Raw genomic sequence first — 17,494 nt, 5'->3', positions numbered from 1 at the left:
GGGTGGGCAGTGTTGGACAGGAAGAGAGCCACCCATGGAACACCGCATGTTGGGACGCACCGGACGCCAGATCGGCGTCGTCGGCCTCGGGGCCTGGCAGCTCGGCGCCGACTGGGGTGAGGTCTCCGAAGACGAGGCCTTCGCCACGCTCGAGGCCGCCGTGGACGCGGGCGTCACCTTCATCGACACCGCGGACGTGTACGGCGACGGGCGCAGTGAGCAGATTGTCGGCAGTTTCGCCAAGGGCCGCCCCGAGCTCACCGTGGCCACCAAGATGGGCCGGCGCGTGGAGCAAATCCCCTCGAACTACGTGATGTCCAACTTCCGCGCCTGGAACGAGCGCTCCCGCCAGAACCTCGGCGTGGACACGCTCGACCTGGTCCAGTTGCACTGCCCGCCGACCCCTGTGTACGCGGCGGACGCCGTGTTCGACGCCCTGGACACGCTGGTGGCCGAGGAGAAGATCGCCGCGTACGGGGTCAGCGTGGAGACCTGCGAGGAGGCGCTGACCGCGATCGCCCGGCCAGGGGTGGCGAGCGTGCAGATCATCCTGAACGCGTTCCGCCTCAAGCCCCTGGAGCAGGTGCTGCCGGCCGCGCGGGCGGCAGGGGTGGGCATCATCGCCCGGGTTCCGCTGGCCAGCGGCCTGCTGTCGGGCCGGTACGACGAGCACACCACGTTCGCGCCCGACGACCACAGGACCTATAACCGGCGCGGGGAGTCCTTCGACGTCGGCGAGACCTTCTCCGGCGTGGACTTCTCCACCGGCCTGGAGGCGGTCCGCCGCCTGGCGCCCCTGGTGCCGGAAGGCGTGACCATGGCCCAGTTCGCGCTGCGCTGGATCCTGGACCAGGAGGGCGTCTCGGTGGTCATCCCGGGGGCGCGCAACCCCGCCCAGGCAACGGCGAACGCGGCGGCGGCGTCTGTCGCGCCGCTCCCCGCCGAGACGCTCGACGCGGTGCAGGCCGTCTACGACGAGCTCATCCGCCCCCAGATCCACGACCGCTGGTAGATCAGGCTCTCGCATGGTCACCAGAGCTGACGTCGCTCGCCTCGCCGGTGTCTCGACCGGCACCGTCTCGCATGTGCTCACCGGGGCGCGGTCGATCCGCCCGGAGACCCGCCGCAAGGTGCTCGACGCCATGGAGCAGCTCGGCTACACCCCCAACGCCATGGCCAGCGCCCTCGCCGGGGGCCGCAGCCGGATCATCGCGATCGTCTTCCCCTCCCAGCCGCGCACGATCGTCGGATCGGACCTGGAGTACGTCCTGGCCGCCACCGACGCCGCCCGCGCGCGGGGCTTCCACGTGGTGCTGTGGACCTCAGGCCCGGACGACCTGCACGAGCTCCGCCAGCTGGCCAAGGCCGGGCTCGTCCAGGGGTTCCTGCTCATGCAGGTCACGCTCACGGACGAGCGGGTGAGCTTCCTCCAGTCGGCCGGCATCCCGGTCGGGCTGATCGGGCGCACCCACACGCCCGGCCACGTCCCCTACGCGGACGCCGACTTCCCGCAGATCGCGCGCATGGTGGCCGAGCATCTCGCCGGGCTCGGACACCGGACGATCGGCATGCTCAACGCGCCATACGAGCGGGGCTCGCACGGCATCGGCGCGGCCGTGCGCTTCGCCGACGACGTCCGCCGCGCCTGCGCGGACCTTGGGCTCGGCTGCACGATCGTGGCCGGCGAGCACACCGTCAGGGCGGGCCGCGCCGCGCTGCGCGAGCTGCTGGACACGGCGCCGGAGACGACGGCGATCATCTCCTACAACTGGGAGGCCACGCTGGGCGCGATGCATGAGGCGCGCGCGCTCGGGCGGCCCATTCCCGAGCGGCTGTCGCTCGTGTTGTGCTCCAACGGCGAGCCGGAGTCGACCGATCCGGAGCTGACGACGGCCACCCCGCCCGCCACGGAGATCGCCACCGCCGCTGTGGAGGCCCTCATCGACCACCTGGCCGACCCGGACAGCCCGCCGGCGCAGCGCCTGGTCCCGAGCGTGCTCGTGGAACGCCACAGCACCGCACCCGCCGTACGCTGAGGGGCATGATTCGTCCCGCAACGCCCGCTGACGTGCCCGCGATCCTCGACATGATCCGTGAGCTCGCCACATACGAGAAGGCCGCCCACGAGGTGCGCGCCACCGAGGAGGACTTGCGCACAGCGCTCTTCGGCGACTCTCCCGCCACCTTCGTCCACATCGCCGAGCAGGACGGCGAAGCCGTCGGCTTCACCCTGTGGTTCCTCACCTTCTCCACCTGGAGGGGCGTGCACGGCATCTACATGGAGGACCTCTACGTACGCCCCCAGCACCGCGGCGGCGGCCACGGCCTGGCGTTGATGGGGGAACTGGCCAGGATCTGCAAGGAGCGCGGATACCAGCGCTTCGAATGGTCGGTGCTCGACTGGAACGAGCCGAGCATCGGCTTCTACGACAAGCTCGGCGCGCTCAGGCAGGACGAGTGGCTGAAGTACCGGCTGACCGACGAGCCGCTGCGGCGTCTGGCCGAGCGGCAGGACTGAGGACCAGGCCGCGCAGGTCACGCACGGTGACGTGACCTGCGTGACATATATGCGTTAAACCCCGGCGTGCGTCCTGGGCCTGATGCGCTGGGTCTCCTCGAACCTCTCCATGCTCGGCTCCTCGACGTCACGACGCGTCTCCTCCATGCGCAGCGCGACTCCGATCGCGAAGAACGTGGGCGCCCACTCGCCGACGAAGAGCCCCCACCGGTCGGCGCGATCAAGGCCTGAGTATTCGGTGCTCCGTGAGGCCATCCAGGACGTGCAGGCCAGCCCGATCGAGCACAGCCCCGCGAGATACATGTGGTTGGACCTGATGCCCATCTTGTGCAGCGTTTTGATCATGGTTCCCCCCTTGCTGTGAGAGCTGGTACCCGGGGGGCGCGGCTGTAACCGAACATTACGATCGTGTTTCCGGTGTGACGCTTGTGCGCGGCTTGTTACAGCGGTGAATCACATGTAACGAGCGCACAGCCACGGACTGTCAAAGTGCGTAACGAGCCATTCCTACCTTGGAGATCCCCGGACGCCGAGTGTAGGAGAGATCGATGGCGCGCTGGATCGCCGACTGGCACCCCGATGACCCAGCTTTCTGGGAGAGTTCAGGCAAGCGCGTTGCGCGCCGCAACCTGATCTTCTCGATCGCTGCCGAGCACCTCGGCTTCACGGTGTGGACGCTTTGGAGCATCGTGGCCACCAAAATGGGGGTCTACGAGTTCACCACGGACCAGTTGTTCTGGCTGGTCGCCCTGCCGAACCTGATCGGGTCCGTGCTGCGGATCCCGTACACGTTCGGTCCCGCCAAGTTCGGCGGACGCAACTTCACCGTCGTCAGCGCACTGTTGCTGCTCATCCCGGCCATCGGCCTCGGGATCGCGGTCAACAACCCGACCACGCCGTACTGGTTGTTCCTCGTGATCGCGGCGCTGGCCGGGTTCGGTGGCGGCAACTTCGCCTCCAGCATGGCCAACATCACCTACTTCTACCCCCGCAGCAAGCAGGGGGTGGCGCTGGGGCTGAACGCCGCGGGCGGCAACATCGGCGTCAGCTCCGTGCAGCTCGTCATGCCGCTGGTCATCGGCACCCTCGGGCTGGCCGCCGCCGGCTGGTTCTGGCTCCCGCTCATCGTCGTGGCCGCCGTCTGCGCCTGGTTCTTCATGGACAACCTGACCAGTGCCAAGGCCAACCCACGTGAGCAGTTCGCGGTGGCCGGCAAGGCCCAGACGTGGATCATGTCCTTCCTGTACATCGGCACGTTCGGCTCGTTCATCGGCTACTCCACCGCCTTCCCGCTGCTGAGCAAGAGCCTGTTCCCCGAGGCTCCGTTCGCCGTCGTGGCCTTCGTCGGGCCGCTGGTCGGCTCGCTGGTCCGACCGGTCGGCGGCTGGCTGGCCGACAAGCTCGGCGGCGCCCCCGTCACGCTGTGGAACTTCGCCGCGATGGGCGGCGGCGTGCTGCTGGTCTGGACGGCCAGCTCCTCCGGTAACTTCTGGTTGTTCTTCCTGTCCTTCCAGCTGCTGTTCCTCACCTCCGGCATCGGCAACGGCTCCACGTACCGCATGATCCCGGCGATCTTCCAGGCCAAGGCGGTGGCCGAGCGCGGCGAGGGCGAGGAAGCCCTCCTGTACGGCAAGCGTCAGGCCTCGGCCGCCATCGGCATCATCTCGGCGGTCGGAGCGCTCGGCGGGTTCCTCATCAACCGGGCGTTCGGAATGGCGTTCGCCGCGGCCGGCACCCCCGCCCCCGCCTTCCTCGCCTTCGGCCTCTTCTACGCCTCCTGCTTCGCGCTCACCTGGTGGTGCTACACGCGCAAGGTCGGCGTCAAGGTCGTGGCCAGCCTCGCTCACGCAAGGGTCTGAACGTGACGGACGCGGTGAAGACGCACTGCCCGTACTGCGCACTGCAGTGCGGCATGGAGATCGGTCCTGAGCTGGCCATCCAGCCCAGGACCGACATCCCGGCCAACGCCTCGGGCGCGCTGTGCCAGAAGGGATGGACGTCGGGCGAGCTGCTCACCAACGGCGAGCGCCTGACCTCCCCCCTTCTGCACGGCGAGCCCGTGGAGTGGGACGTCGCGCTCGACTACGTCGCGTCCCGGTTGTCCGCCATCCGCGCCGAGCACGGCCCCGACGCCGTGGCCGTGTTCGGCGGGGGTGGCTTGACCAATGAGAAGGCTTACACGCTCGGCAAGTTCGCCAGGGTCACGCTCGGCACCAGCCAGATCGACTACAACGGCCGCTTCTGCATGTCCTCGGCGGCCGCCGCGTCGATCAAGGCGTTCGGCATGGACCGCGGGATGCCCTTCCCGATCACCGACCTGGCCGAGTCCGACATCGTGCTGCTGGCCGGCGGCAACGTCGCCGAGACCATGCCGCCGTTCGTCCGGCACCTGTCGGGCCCCCGGATGATCGTCATCGATCCGCGGCGCAGCCAGACCGCCAAGCTGGCCTGGCTGCACCTGCAGCCCACGCCCGGCACCGACCTGGCGCTCGCGCTCGGGCTCCTGCACATGGTCATCGCCGAAGGGCTCGTGGACGAGGAGTACGTCGCCGCCCGCACCACCGGGTTCGACGAGGTCCGCACCTCGCTCGCCTCCTGGTGGCCGGAACGGGTCGAGCGGGTCACCGGAGTGCCCGTCTACCGGATGCGGCAGGCGGCTCGGGCCATGGCCGCGGCGAGCAAGGCGTACATCTTGACCGGGCGCGGCGCCGAGCAGCACGCCAAGGGCACCGACACCGTCACCGCGTTCATCAACCTCGCCCTCGCGCTCGGCCTGCCGGGCCGGCACGGCTCCGGCTACGGCTGCGTGACCGGGCAGGGCAACGGGCAGGGCGGCAGGGAGCACGGCCAGAAGGCCGACCAGCTGCCCGGCTACCGCAAGATCGACGATCCGGCGGCCCGCGAGCACGTCGCCGGCGTGTGGGGCGTGCCCGCCGAGTCGCTGCCCGGGCCGGGGCGGTCGGCGTACGAGCTGCTCGACGCCCTCGGCACCCCGGGAGGCCCGCGGGCGATGCTGCTGTTCGGGTCGAACCCCGTGATCTCCGCGCCGGCCGCCGAGCACGTCGCCGAGCGCATCGCCTCCCTGGACCTGCTCGTGACGTGCGACTTCGTCATGTCGGAAACCGCCGCCATGGCCGACGTCGTGTTCCCGGTGACGCAGTGGGCCGAGGAGACCGGCACCATGACCAACCTCGAGGGCCGCGTCCTGCTGCGCAACCGGGCCGTCCCCCCGCCGGACGGTGTCAGAAGCGATCTCGACGTGCTCGCCGGCCTGGCCGAGCGGCTCGGGCACCGCTTGGAGACCGACCCGGTCAAGGTGTTCGACGAGTTGCGCCGCGCCAGCAAGGGTGGGCCCGCCGACTACTCAGGCATCACGTACGAGCGCATCACCGAGGAGAAGGGCGTGTTCTGGCCCTGCCCCTCGACCGAGCACCCGGGCACGCCCCGCCCGTTCCTGGACTCCTTCGCCACCCCGGACGGCCGCGCCAGGTTCGTGCCGGTCCAGCACCGCCCGGTGGCCGAGGAGATCGATGAGGACTATCCCGTCTACCTGAGCACGGGACGGGTGCTGGCGCACTACCAGAGCGGCGCGCAGACGCGCAGGATCGCCTCGCTCGTCAAGGCCGCGCCCGAGCCGTTCGTCGAGATCCACCCGGACCTCGCCGAGCAGCTCGACATCTCGGCCGGCGACGTGGTGCGGGTCACCAGCAAGCGCGGCGAGGCCAAGGCCGTCGCCAGGATCAGCGACGCCATCAGACGCGACACCGTGTTCATGCCCTTCCACTGGGAGGGCGCCAACCGGCTCACCAACCCGGCTCTCGACCCGACGTCGAGGATGCCGGAGTTCAAGGTCTGCGCCGTCAGGGTGGAGAGGGACTCATGAGGCTCGTCGTCGTGGGGAACGGGATGGCCGGTTCGCGGCTGGTCAGCGAGGTGCGCACCCGCGACCCCCACATGAAGATCACGATTTTCGGCGCGGAGACGTGCCAGCCGTACAACCGGGTGCTGCTGTCCAACGTGCTGGCCGGCAGCTCGCGCCCGGAGCAGGTGCGGCTGCTCGACTCCTCCTGGTACGCCGCCCACAACGTCGAGGCCGCCTTCGGCAGCTCGGTCGCCCACATCGACAGGGAGACCAGGCACGTCGTCACCGAGGACGGGCGGCGCGAGCCGTACGACCTGCTGGTGCTGGCCACCGGCAGCGACGCCATCGTGCCGCCGATCCCCGGCGTGGAGCGGGCGATCCTGTTCCGCACCCTCGACGACTGCGAGCGCATCATGCGCGTGGCCGAGCAGGCCCGCCGGGCGGTCGTCATCGGCGGCGGGCTGCTCGGCATCGAGGCCGCCCGCGGCCTGGCCGGGCGCGGCCTGCCCGTCACGCTCCTGCACCTGGCCGGACACCTCATGGAGCGCCAGCTCGACGTCGAGGCCGGCGAGGTGCTCGGCGAGACGCTGGCCGGGCTCGGCGTCGAGATCCGCACCGGCGTATCCACCTCCTCCGTGGACGCCGACGGCGTCCGGCTCGACGACGGCGAGCTGATCGAGGCCGACCTGGTGGTGCTGGCCTGTGGCGTGCGCCCCATCACGGGCCTGGCCGCCGAGGCCGGGCTGGAGGTGCGGCGCGGCGTCGTCGTGGACGACGAGCTGCGCACCGACGACCCGTCGATCTTCGCCATCGGCGAGTGCGCCGAGCACGACGGCACCGTGTACGGCCTGGTCGCGCCCGCCTGGGAGCAGGCCTCCGTGGCCGCCGACGTCATCACCGGCGGCAAGAGCCTCTACCGCGGCTCCAGGCTCGTCACCCGGCTCAAGGCCAGGAGCGTCGAGCTGGCCGCCATGGGCGAGACCCAGCTCACCGAGGAGCACGCCGAGGTCGTGCGCTTCAGCCACCGGGCCCGCGGCACCTACCGCAAGCTCGTCATCCGCGACGGCCGCCTGGTCGGCGCGATCCTGCTGGGGGAGAGCGACGCCGTCGGCACGCTCACCCAGCTCTTCGACCGCGGCGGACCGGTGCCGGGCGACCGGGCGGGGCTGCTGTTCCCGGGGCTGTCGTCGGCGCCGGTGGCTGACAGCCCGACGCTGATGCCCGACGCGGCCAAGGTCTGCCAGTGCAACAACGTGACCAAGGGCCAGATCAGGGCGTGCTGGGAAGCGGGGGCGCGGGATGTGGACGGAGTGGCGGCCGCCACCCGGGCCACGACCGGATGCGGTACCTGCCGCGACGCCGTGGAAGGCATCGTGAGCTGGCTCTGCGAGCAGGAAGGGATTTCCGTATGAGCAGGATCGTCGTCGTGGGGTACGGGCCGACGGCCCACCGGCTCGTCGAAACCCTCGTCAGCAAGGGCTTCGACGGGCAGATCACCGTGATTGGGGAGGAGCCGCGGCCCGCGTACGACCGCGTGGCCCTGACCTCCTATCTGTCGGGCACGACCGTGGAGGACCTCACCTACGACGTGCCGGCCGGCACGGTGACGAGGCTGAGCACGCGGGTCACCGGCATCGACAGGGACGCCCGTCTCGTCACCTTGTCGGACGGCGCCACCGAGCCGTATGACGTGCTCGTGCTGGCCACCGGATCGGCGCCGTTCGTGCCGCCGGTGCCCGGGGCCGAGCACGCCTTCGTCTACCGCACGATCGAGGACCTGGACGCGATCAGGGTGGCCGCCAAGGACGCGGTCGAGGGCGTCGTGGTCGGCGGCGGGCTGCTCGGCCTGGAGGCCGCCGACGCGCTGCGGGCGCTCGGGCTGAAGGCGCACATCATCGAGATGAGCCCCTGGCTGATGCCGCGGCAGGTCGACGAGGGCGGCGGCTCGGTGCTCAAGCAGCACATCGAGGGCCTCGGGCTGAGCGTGCACGCCGGCGCCGGCGTCAAGGAGATCGTCGCCGACGACAACGGCCAGGTCATCGGGCTGCGCAAGCCGGACGAGACGCTGGTGGACGCCCAGGTCGTGGTGTTCTCCGCGGGCATCAGGCCGCGGGACGAGCTGGCCAGGTCGTCGGGGCTGGAGGTCGGCGAGCGCGGCGGCATCGTGGTCGACTCCGCGATGCTCACCTCCGACCCCGCCATCTACGCGGTGGGCGAGTGCGCGCTGGCCGGCGGGATGATCTACGGGCTGGTCGGGCCGTGCAACAACATGGCCGAGGTGGCCGCCGACCGGATCATGGGCGGGTCCGCGACGTTCGAGGGCGCGGACATGTCCACGAAGCTCAAGCTGCTCGGCGTGGAGGTCGCGCAGTTCGGGTCCATGACGGGGGCGCTGGACGTCACCTACATGGACCCGGTGGCCGGGGTCTACAAGAGGCTGTTCATCAGCGACGACGCGCAGACGCTGCTCGGCGGCATCTGCGTGGGCGACGCCTCGCCGTACACGCAGCTGCGTCCCTTCGTGGGCAAGGCGCTGCCGGCCTCGCCGTCCGACCTGCTCTTCAGCGGGGCCGGGGCCAGCCTGGACCTGCCGGACGAGGCGCAGGTCTGCTCCTGCAACAACGTGTGCGCGGGCGACATCCGCACCGCCATCGCCGACAAGGGCTGCACCGACGTCCCCGGGCTCAAGGCCTGCACCCGCGCCGGCACCACCTGCGGCAGCTGCGTGCCGATGCTCAAGCAGCTGCTGGAGAAGTCGGGCGTCGAGGTCAGCAAGGCGCTGTGCGAGCACTTCACGTACTCGCGGGCCGAGCTGTTCGACATCGTCCGCGTCCGCAACATCACGACGTTCTCCCAGCTCATCACCGAGCACGGGCAGGGCCGGGGCTGCGACATCTGCAAGCCGGCCGTGGCCTCGATCCTGGCCTCGCTGCACAACGGGCACGTGCTGGAAGGCGAGCGGGCCGCGCTGCAGGACACCAACGACCACTTCCTCGCCAACATGCAGAAGAACGGCACGTACTCGGTCGTGCCGCGCATCCCCGGCGGTGAGATCACGCCGGAGAAGCTCATCGTGATCGGCGAGGTCGCCCGCGACTTCGGCCTCTACACGAAGATCACCGGTGGGCAGCGGATCGACCTGTTCGGGGCCCGCGTCGACCAGCTGCCCGAGATCTGGCGGCGGCTGGTGGAGGCCGGGTTCGAGTCCGGGCACGCCTACGGCAAGGCCCTGCGGACGGTGAAGTCCTGCGTGGGCTCGACCTGGTGCCGCTACGGCGTGCAGGATTCGGTGGGCCTGGCCATCGCGCTGGAGCTGCGCTATCGCGGCCTGCGCTCGCCGCACAAGCTCAAGTCCGCCGTCTCCGGCTGCGCCCGCGAGTGCGCCGAGGCCAGGTCGAAGGACTTCGGCATCATCGCCACCGAGAAGGGCTGGAACCTGTACGTCGCCGGCAACGGCGGCTTCAAGCCCCGCCACGCCGACCTGCTGGCCGGCGACCTGTCCACCGAAGAGCTCATCAGGACCATCGACCGGTTCCTGATGTTCTACATCCGCACCGCCGACCGGCTGCAACGTACCGCCGCCTGGCTGGAGTCCCTGGAAGGCGGGCTCGACTACCTACGGGAGGTGATCATGGAGGACTCGCTCGGGATCTGCGCCGACCTCGACGCGCAGATGGAGCACCACACCGCGACCTACGCCGACGAGTGGGCCGCCACTCTGGACGACCCGGAGAAGCTGAGCAGGTTCGTCAGCTTCGTCAACGCACCCGGCGTCCCCGACCCGTCGATCGTCTTCGAGCAGGAGCGCGGCCAGATCAAGCCGGTGATGGCCCGATGAGCTGGACGCCGATCTGCGACTACGACAAGCTGATGCCGGAGCGCGGCGTGTGCGCGCTGGTGGACGGCCGGCAGGTGGCCGTCTTCCGCACCTACGACGGCACGCTGCACGCGCTGGACAACCTCGACCCGTTCAGCGGCGCGTACGTGCTCTCGCGCGGCATCGTCGGCACCAGGAAGGGTGAGCCGACCGTGGCCTCACCGCTGCACAAGCAGGTGTTCTCGCTGGTGTCCGGGGTGTGCCTGGACGAGAAGGACGTGGCGGTGCCGGTCTATCCGGTACGGGTGGCCGGCGGGTACGTAGAGGTGAGCCTTTAGGCGTACGAAAGGATCAGGCCCAAGTCGTCCGCTCGCACGACGGCTTGGGCCTGATTCTTTGTGTGTCAGCCCTTGCTGTGCTCCACCGGCGGGTAGACGTGCGGGCTCCGGTGGGCCGCCGGCAGGACGCAGCGCCGTCCGGCCTCGACGCTGTCGCAGCGTTCGGCGTCCTCGCGCTGGGGGAGGGGCTCGGGGTTCGCCTGTGTACGTGCCACTGGACGGACGCTATCGGCGACGTCCGGTGCTCTGGTCTCGAGGCGGCAACGATCGCAGCTCTGAACGGTCTCCCTAGAACCGGTCATTTGGTCTAGTAATACCGGTCGAGGTAAAGAGGGCGTGCAAAGTGCCTAAACCGCGCATTCGGCGACGAGTGGCGCGGGCATCAAGCGGCCATGAGCAAGATTTCTCAGCGCAGGGCGCTTCTGATGGCCGCGATCATTCCCGCCATGCTGCTGGCGGGCTGCGCCGCGGGGGGCAGCGGCACGCAAGCAGCTTTGAAGGGGGCGGCGAGTCCGGCGACGCCGACCGAGGACATGATGTCGCCGGAGGAGACCGACACGGCCACGCCCACCGAGACGGACGCCACGCCGACGGAGACGGGCGGGGCCACCGAGGCGCGCTCGGCCGTCGAGGGGTTCTTCAACGCGCTCAAATCGGGGAACGTGGACCAGGTCGTCGGCGCCTTCGCCGACGACGCGGTGGTCGCCGTGAACGGCAAGGCCACGGCGGAGGGCACCGAGGCGATCCGCACGCTCTTCCAGGGCCAGGTCAACGAGATGAAGCAGGCCACCCACACCATCGAGGAGGAGCGCGCGCTCGGCACCGAGAACGCCTTCGTCACCGCGACGAGCAAGCAGGGGCAGAACAACCTTCGCGAGCTGTTCCTGCTCTCGCAGGACGGCGGGGAGTGGAAGATCTCGCACTACATGAACAACAAGGCCGGCTGAACAGGGTGGAGCGGCGCGCCGACGGTGCGCCGCATTCCTGGAACCTTGTCCTCTCAGGCGGTGTATCACCTGCGGAGGTGGTCCCATGAAGAGGATGCCGGCGATGTTCGCCGCCCTGCTGGCCGCCGTGGTGGCGGCTCTGGTCACAGGGACTGTTCCGGCTGGTGCGGCGGGGAACTGGGCGGTGACGTACATGGATCCGCTGCCGGGCCGGTTCGACGGCGGCACGCCGTATGCGCTCGGGTTCTGGGTGTTGCAACACGGCAACCACCCGTACGAGGGGCAGCTCGGGACCGTCGGGCTGCGGCTCACCCGTGAGGACGACGGGAAGAGCCTGATGTTCGAGGGCACGGCCCTTCCCGAGGCCGGGCATTACGCCACGTCGGTGGTCGTGCCGGAGGGCGTGTGGAAGGTCGAGGGCATCCAGGGAATGTTCATGCCGCACGAGGTGGGTCGGCTCAGCGTTCCCGGCGGGCTGAAGATCAAGCCCGTGCGGCAAGAGGTGATCGAGGGCTTCGTGTCGCAGCGGACGGACTATTGGGACGCCGTGCGCCCGCCCGGGTTCCCCGACCTGCCGGGAGACAAGGTGACGGCCGGGACCGGCCCCGGCTCCGGCCAGGAAGTCGCCACGGCGGCGCCCCTGGCGGCCACGGCGGCGCCTCAGAAGGTGGCGGCGGCCCAGGAGCAGGTCTCCGGCGGGATCCCCGCGTACACACTGGCTCTCGCGGCCCTCGGGGGCGCGCTGCTCGCGGTGGCGGCGCTGCGCCTGCCGGGCCGCAAGGACACGGCGTCGACCGGCGCATCTTGACGATGAACCTGCGGATCTCGCGGAGGTCGCGCAGCCTGTGCTCGTACGTCGCCCCGGCCATGGCCGCTCGTGACAGAGGCCGGTCGGGGCGGCGTCAGAGCTCGCGTTCCTGCGCGTCCAAGATGGCGACCGACACCGCGACCGCCCTCGCCGGATCCCCGTCCTCGATCGCCCGCAGCAGCTCCTCGTGCGAGGTGTCCGGCTCCAGCATCGCCTCCTCCTGATCCCGCACGCTGTCGCGCAACGCGTCGCTCATGCTCCGGTAGAGGTCGGCGAGCAGCGCGTTGTGCGCCGCGTCGGCCACCAGCACGTGGAAGGCGACGTCCGCGTCCGCGTAGCCGTCCAGATCACCCGCCTGCCCCGCCGCGTCCCGCCGGGCCAGCGTCTCGCGCAGCGCGACCAGGTCCTCCTCGCTGCGCCGGCCCGCCGCCAGCCGGGCCGCGACGAGGTCGAGCCCGCGGCGCACGTCGATGATGTCCATGGCGGCCGCCGTGTCCAGCCGACGGCGCAGCGCGACCTTGGACTCGTCGGTGGCGGTCACATAGGTGCCGTCGCCCTGCCGGGTGTGCAGCAGCCCGGCATGGGCCAGCACCCGGACCGCCTCGCGCACGGACAGCCGGCTCATGCCCAGGCTCTGGGCGAGCTGGCTCTCGGACGGGATCTTGGTGCCGACCGGCCACGCCCCGCGGGCGATCTCCCGGCGGAGCTCGTCGATGGCGGCGTCAACGAGCGAGGTCCGAGCGACGTTTCGCATGCAATCCTCTTCCCATTTCGGCTGGGGAGTCCCACCTTAAGCGGTGATCAGGCCAGCTCGGCGGCCAGGCGCTCGATCGTGTCGCGGCCTTCCAGCGGACGCAGCCAGGCGGGCGGCAGGGCGGCGGCGCCGTGCAGTGTGCCCAGCAGGTTGCCGCAGACCGAGCCGGTCGAGTCACTGTCCCCGGAGTGGTTGACCGACAGCAGCAGCGCACGCTCGACGGAGGTCTCGGCCAGGGCGCAGTAGACGCCGATGGCCAGTGCCTCCTCGGCCACCCACGCCCCGCCCAGCGACTCCACCCGCTCGGGGGAAGGCGGGCCGCCGAGCTCGAGCGCCGCTCGCAGCGCCGCCGTGGTCTCCTCGTGCGCCCGGTAGCCGGCCAGTAGCTCCAGCGTGCGGTGCACGGCGGGTTCCAGGGCCTCGCCCGCCATCAGGTACGCGATGATCGCCGCGAACGCCCCCGCCGCCAGGTAGCCGGTGGGATGGCCATGGGTGATCTGCGCGCACGCCGCCGCCGTCTCAAAGGCCGCCCGGGGGTCGGACGGCGTACGGAACAGGCCGAAGGGGGCCGAGCGCATCACGGTGCCGCAGCCCTTCGAGTCCGGGTTCACCGGCCCCGGCTCGCCAAGGGGCGACGGGCCGGGAAAGGGCCGGCGCAACCCCGACAGGCAGGCGTTGCCGGGCGCCCGGCGCGAGTACAGCCAGCCCTCCTCGCGCAGCCGCCCCGTACGGTGCGGCAGGTCGGCGGGCGGGGGAGCGTCGTGGCTCTGGGTGTCGTACCAGCGCAGGTATGCCTGCCGCACGGCCTCGACCACTTCCGCGTCGCTTGCCGCCGATGATCCGCTAGCGTGATCGGCGCGGACGAGGCCTTCGACGGTGAAGAGCGTCATCTGGGTGTCGTCGGTGATGAGACCCGTTTTGCCGCGCCAATCGGCGACATATCCGGAAACGCCATCCGGGCCGTGATGCTTGCGGATCTCCCGCAACGATGCGAACTCGATGGGCGCCCCGAGCGCGTCGCCGATCGCGCCGCCGAGGAGGCAACCCCGGACTCGATCCTGACCATCCATACCCCGGATCTTGTCAGGTCCCGAGCCGTCTGAGAGATTGCCATGTATTTTCGCTCACTCGCACGGAGGTCACGCGTGCCACAATTACGCCCGGCCCTCATCGCCGTCGCCCTCACCCTGGCGATCGCGACGCCCGCGCAGGCCACTGCCGGACCTGCCCTCACCATCGAGAACGGCCGTACGCAGCCGGTCTTCTCCTATGCGGACGCGATCCGCGAGCACGTGTACGTCGAGTCCACCGTCGACAGCGACCTGGACGGCAAGCTCGACAAAGTCCGCGTGGACATCATCAGGCCCAAGGAGTCCGGCCCCGGACTCAAGGTGCCCGTGATCATCGACGAGAGCCCGTACTACGACAACTCGGGCCGCGGCAACGAAGGCGAGCGCAAAGTTTATGACGCCGCCGGAAATGTCGTGAAATTCCCCCTCTTCTATGACAACTACTTCGTCCCCCGCGGCTACGCCGTCCTCAACGTCGACATGCTCGGCACCACCAGGTCCGAGGGCTGCCCCGACATCGGCGGCAAGGCCGACGTGCTGGGCGGCAAGGCTGTCATCGACTGGCTGAACGGCCGCGCCAAGGCGTACAAGGCCGACGGCAGCCCGGCCGTGGCCGACTGGACGACCGGCAACGCCGCCATGATCGGCAAGTCGTACGACGGCACCCTGGCCAACGCCGTCGCCGCCACCGGCGTCGAGGGTCTGAAGACCATCGTGCCGATCTCGGCGATCAGCTCCTGGTACAAGTACCAGCGCTCGAACGGCGTGATCTACAACTACGACTACGCCTCCTGGCTGGCCAACTACGTCGACACCGACCCCGAGGCCAAGTGCAAGCCGGTCCGCGACAAGATGGACGCCGAGGACGGCGACGACACCGGCAACTACAACCCGTTCTGGGCCGAGCGCGACTACATCAAGGGCCTGCTCGGCGACGCCTCCAAGGTCAAGGCCAGCGTCTTCGTCATCCACACCGTCAACGACCTCAACGTCAAGCCGGACAACTTCTCCGCCTGGTGGAAGGCCCTGGCCGACAGGGACGTGCCGCGCAAGATCTGGGTCGGCCAGACCCAGCACGTGGACCCGTTCGACTTCGAAGGCCGCAGAGGGCTCTGGGTGGACACCCTGCACCGCTGGTTCGACCGCTGGCTGCACGGCGTCGACAACGGGATCATGAGGGAGCCCCGCGCCGACGTCGAGGTCGGGCCGGCGAAGTGGATCATCCAGCGCGACTGGCCGGCGCCGTTCGCGATGAAGGCGACGCTGCGTCCCGCGCCCGACGGCTCGCTCGGGCTCAAGCCCGCGACCAAGAACAGCACCGCCTCGTTCACCGACGTCGCCATGAGCGAGACCGCCATGGTGGCCGACGTGGGCACCCCGAATCCGGGACGGGTGGCGTTCACCACCGGCGCGCTCCCGCTCGACCTGCGCCTGTCCGGCACGCCCACAGCCGACCTGCGGGTCAAGCTGGACAAGCCCAACTCTAACCTGACCGCCCTGCTCGTCGACTTCGGCGAGGACACCCGCGTCGACTGGCGCCGCGGCCAGGGCATCACCACGCTCACCGAGGAGGACTGCCACGGCGAGAGCACCGCGGCCGACGACGCCTGCTACAAGAAGGTCGTCACGAACGTGGCCACCCGTCCGCTGGAGATCGTCGCCCGCGGCTGGATAGACGTGCAGAACCGCTTCTCGCTCAGCCAGGCCGCGCCGCTGCCCGTCGGCACGTACGGCACGGTGAAGTGGCTGACGTTGCCGCAGGACTACATCTTCAAGAAGGGCCACAGGATCGGCCTGGTGATCGCGGGCACCGACTCCACCTACAGCGATGAGACCGGAACCGGCGCCGGCGTCACCGTCGACCTGGCCCAGAGCAGTGTCGTCGTGCCGTTCGCGCTGACCACGCCGCTGGCCGACGTGCCGCAGGACAAGGCCAGGTTCCACGGACCCGATCGGATCGAGCTGCCCAAGCCCGAATCCGCGTTCCAGTTCTTCTAAACCGCTCGCGGCCTCGGGCTCTGCGGAGCCCGGGGCCCCTTACCGCCAGTTGCTCCAACGCACACTCGTCAGGCCGGACTCCGCGGCGGTGGTGACCTGGGGCACCCCCGGAGCTCGGGGGTCCTCGAGCAGCACGCTCGGCTGCGAGGCGGCCCTGGTGATCGTGGCCGGGTGCTCGCGAGCGTTCAGCATCGCCCACACCAGCCCGGCCGCCAGCAGACCCACGCCCAGGATCAGCGCGAGCCTGGCCACCGCCCTGATGGGCGCCCCGGCCTCGGGGTCGTCATCGACGGAGCGGTCACGCCAGTATTCCTGCCACTGCCGGCTCTGGAGATCGGCCAGCTCGTCGCTCAGGGTGATCCCGCCGTACCGGATGATCTCGCCCTCGGGCTTGTGGAACCCGTTGCTCTCGCCCTTCAGCGCGGCGCTGTAGACCAGCTTGTCGCCGTTGACACCGCCGCGGAAGGCCCGCGTGCGGCTGGGCGGCGTGAACGGGTGCCGGCCGCGCACGGGGGGTGTGGCGGGTTGCTCCTGGTCGGCGGCAGCCGCGCCCGCCGCCGACCAGGGCTCTCCCGGAGTCGCCGTCGTGGGGTCGGCGACCGGGACGTGAGGGGTGGAGCCGGGACCGGTCTCCACCAGCGTGCGGGCCTGCACAGCAAAGCCGTCCGCCCGCCATACAGGCCCCTCGCCAGGCAGCGGGTGGGCCGAGGCCAGCCGGTTGGGAAGCGTGCCGGGCAACGTCGTGATCGGCAGCCGGCGCAGGAGCGCGCCCGCCGTCATGGTCCTGGGCGCGGCCCGGCAGGTCGCGCAGGACTGGATGTGGCGGCCGATCCTGGCCCTGGCCCGCCGCCCGGGCGCCGCGACCCACTCCGCCATCCGCGCCGTCAGATCCGGGCAGCCGCCACTGCCACGGGCGGCCATGATCGCGGCGAACCACCCCTCGAGGCCGGCCGCGGCCTGCGTCACGACGGCCCGTACCTCGGCCGCGCCGAGCTCGAAGATCACGGCCAGCTCGGCGTCGGACAGGCCGTGCCGCACCGACAGGTCGAGCAGCTCCCGCTGCGGGCGGTCCAGGGACAGCAGCGCCTCGGGCAGCAACTCCGACATGCGTCCTGGGCGTGACCAGGAGCCGATGCTCGCGGGCTTGGCCACGATCGCGCGGTGTGCCCTGGCCACCCCGTACAACCAGGGCCGGCGCAGAGCCGGGTCCATGACGCGGTCGGCGTACAGGTGCGCCGTCAGCAGCGCGCCGGCGACCGCCTGCTCGGCGTCGCCCGCGGCGAGCTCGGTGCGGCAGTAGTCATAGAGCCGGGCTCCATGTTTGTCGCACAGGTCGCGAATGGCCTGGCGAGCGTCGTCCGACAGGGTTCGCCACATCCGGC

16 protein-coding genes are annotated in these 17,494 nt (G+C 70.4%); 11 read left to right on the top strand and 5 right to left on the bottom strand.

Annotated features, from left to right (window positions below; all coding sequences use genetic code 11):
• Positions 1 to 34: 34 nt before the first annotated feature.
• From ACTWQA_RS10490 to ACTWQA_RS10480, 3 genes are read left to right on the top strand one after another with little or no spacing between them, the layout of a single operon-like run.
• Positions 35 to 1,012 carry an aldo/keto reductase gene (locus tag ACTWQA_RS10490; protein WP_443159060.1) on the top strand — a complete coding sequence of 326 codons (978 nt, stop codon included), beginning with the start codon at positions 35 to 37 and terminating at the stop codon, positions 1,010 to 1,012.
• A 13-nt stretch (positions 1,013 to 1,025) separates the two neighbouring features.
• On the top strand, positions 1,026 to 2,036 hold the full coding sequence (locus tag ACTWQA_RS10485) for a LacI family DNA-binding transcriptional regulator (RefSeq protein WP_443159059.1): 1,011 nt from the start codon (positions 1,026 to 1,028) through the stop codon (positions 2,034 to 2,036).
• Positions 2,037 to 2,041: 5 nt separating this feature from the next.
• Positions 2,042 to 2,518 (top strand): GNAT family N-acetyltransferase, encoded by a 477-nt coding sequence (locus tag ACTWQA_RS10480; RefSeq protein WP_327590336.1) that lies wholly within the window; start codon positions 2,042 to 2,044, stop codon positions 2,516 to 2,518.
• Between the two features lie 54 nt (positions 2,519 to 2,572).
• On the opposite strand, the gene ACTWQA_RS10475 is transcribed toward ACTWQA_RS10480, so the two are convergent.
• Entirely contained in the window at positions 2,573 to 2,863 is a 291-nt protein-coding gene (locus ACTWQA_RS10475) for a hypothetical protein (RefSeq protein ID WP_443159058.1), read from the bottom strand.
• Between the two features lie 203 nt (positions 2,864 to 3,066).
• On the opposite strand from ACTWQA_RS10475, the gene ACTWQA_RS10470 reads away from it, so the two are divergent.
• The 5 genes from ACTWQA_RS10470 to nirD are packed head-to-tail and all read left to right on the top strand — an operon-like array spanning position 3,067 to position 10,535.
• Positions 3,067 to 4,377 carry an MFS transporter gene (locus ACTWQA_RS10470; RefSeq protein WP_443159057.1) on the top strand — a complete coding sequence of 437 codons (1,311 nt, stop codon included), beginning with the start codon at positions 3,067 to 3,069 and terminating at the stop codon, positions 4,375 to 4,377.
• Positions 4,378 to 4,379: 2 nt separating this feature from the next.
• On the top strand, positions 4,380 to 6,401 hold the full coding sequence (locus ACTWQA_RS10465; protein WP_443159056.1) for a molybdopterin oxidoreductase family protein: 2,022 nt from the start codon (positions 4,380 to 4,382) through the stop codon (positions 6,399 to 6,401).
• Entirely contained in the window at positions 6,398 to 7,792 is a 1,395-nt protein-coding gene (locus ACTWQA_RS10460) for an FAD-dependent oxidoreductase (protein WP_443159055.1), read from the top strand. Before ACTWQA_RS10465 ends, ACTWQA_RS10460 begins: the two co-directional genes overlap by 4 nt.
• Positions 7,789 to 10,218 (top strand): nitrite reductase large subunit NirB, encoded by a 2,430-nt coding sequence (gene nirB, locus ACTWQA_RS10455; protein ID WP_327590340.1) that lies wholly within the window; start codon positions 7,789 to 7,791, stop codon positions 10,216 to 10,218. Before ACTWQA_RS10460 ends, nirB begins: the two co-directional genes overlap by 4 nt.
• Positions 10,215 to 10,535 carry a nitrite reductase small subunit NirD gene (gene nirD, locus ACTWQA_RS10450; protein WP_443159054.1) on the top strand — a complete coding sequence of 107 codons (321 nt, stop codon included), beginning with the start codon at positions 10,215 to 10,217 and terminating at the stop codon, positions 10,533 to 10,535. Before nirB ends, nirD begins: the two co-directional genes overlap by 4 nt.
• A gap of 65 nt (positions 10,536 to 10,600) precedes the next feature.
• Here nirD and ACTWQA_RS10445 read toward each other — a convergent pair whose 3' ends face one another.
• The gene (locus tag ACTWQA_RS10445; RefSeq protein WP_443159053.1) at positions 10,601 to 10,750 is read right to left on the bottom strand and encodes a hypothetical protein; all 150 of its coding nucleotides are present in this window, start codon (positions 10,748 to 10,750) and stop codon (positions 10,601 to 10,603) included.
• 177 nt (positions 10,751 to 10,927) lie between these two features.
• Between ACTWQA_RS10445 and ACTWQA_RS10440 the strand changes: the two genes are divergently transcribed.
• Positions 10,928 to 11,482 (top strand): YybH family protein, encoded by a 555-nt coding sequence (locus tag ACTWQA_RS10440; RefSeq protein ID WP_443159052.1) that lies wholly within the window; start codon positions 10,928 to 10,930, stop codon positions 11,480 to 11,482.
• 85 nt (positions 11,483 to 11,567) lie between these two features.
• On the top strand, positions 11,568 to 12,290 hold the full coding sequence (locus ACTWQA_RS10435; RefSeq protein WP_443159051.1) for a hypothetical protein: 723 nt from the start codon (positions 11,568 to 11,570) through the stop codon (positions 12,288 to 12,290).
• Positions 12,291 to 12,384: 94 nt separating this feature from the next.
• Here the strand turns inward: ACTWQA_RS10435 and ACTWQA_RS10430 are convergent, their stop codons facing one another.
• Together ACTWQA_RS10430 and ACTWQA_RS10425 are read right to left on the bottom strand one after the other, a co-directional pair.
• On the bottom strand, positions 12,385 to 13,044 hold the full coding sequence (locus ACTWQA_RS10430) for a FadR/GntR family transcriptional regulator (RefSeq protein WP_443159050.1): 660 nt from the start codon (positions 13,042 to 13,044) through the stop codon (positions 12,385 to 12,387).
• Between the two features lie 47 nt (positions 13,045 to 13,091).
• On the bottom strand, positions 13,092 to 14,114 hold the full coding sequence (locus tag ACTWQA_RS10425; RefSeq protein ID WP_443159049.1) for an ADP-ribosylglycohydrolase family protein: 1,023 nt from the start codon (positions 14,112 to 14,114) through the stop codon (positions 13,092 to 13,094).
• A 75-nt stretch (positions 14,115 to 14,189) separates the two neighbouring features.
• On the opposite strand from ACTWQA_RS10425, the gene ACTWQA_RS10420 reads away from it, so the two are divergent.
• Positions 14,190 to 16,112 (top strand): Xaa-Pro dipeptidyl-peptidase, encoded by a 1,923-nt coding sequence (locus ACTWQA_RS10420; protein ID WP_443159048.1) that lies wholly within the window; start codon positions 14,190 to 14,192, stop codon positions 16,110 to 16,112.
• A gap of 39 nt (positions 16,113 to 16,151) precedes the next feature.
• Here ACTWQA_RS10420 and ACTWQA_RS10415 read toward each other — a convergent pair whose 3' ends face one another.
• On the bottom strand, positions 16,152 to 17,489 hold the full coding sequence (locus ACTWQA_RS10415; protein WP_443159047.1) for an RNA polymerase sigma factor: 1,338 nt from the start codon (positions 17,487 to 17,489) through the stop codon (positions 16,152 to 16,154).
• Positions 17,490 to 17,494 lie beyond the last annotated feature (5 nt).

This window comes from Nonomuraea sp. 10N515B, from assembly GCF_052245915.1.
Classification (GTDB): domain Bacteria; phylum Actinomycetota; class Actinomycetes; order Streptosporangiales; family Streptosporangiaceae; genus Nonomuraea.
This window is presented reverse-complemented; position numbering and strand designations above follow the sequence as displayed.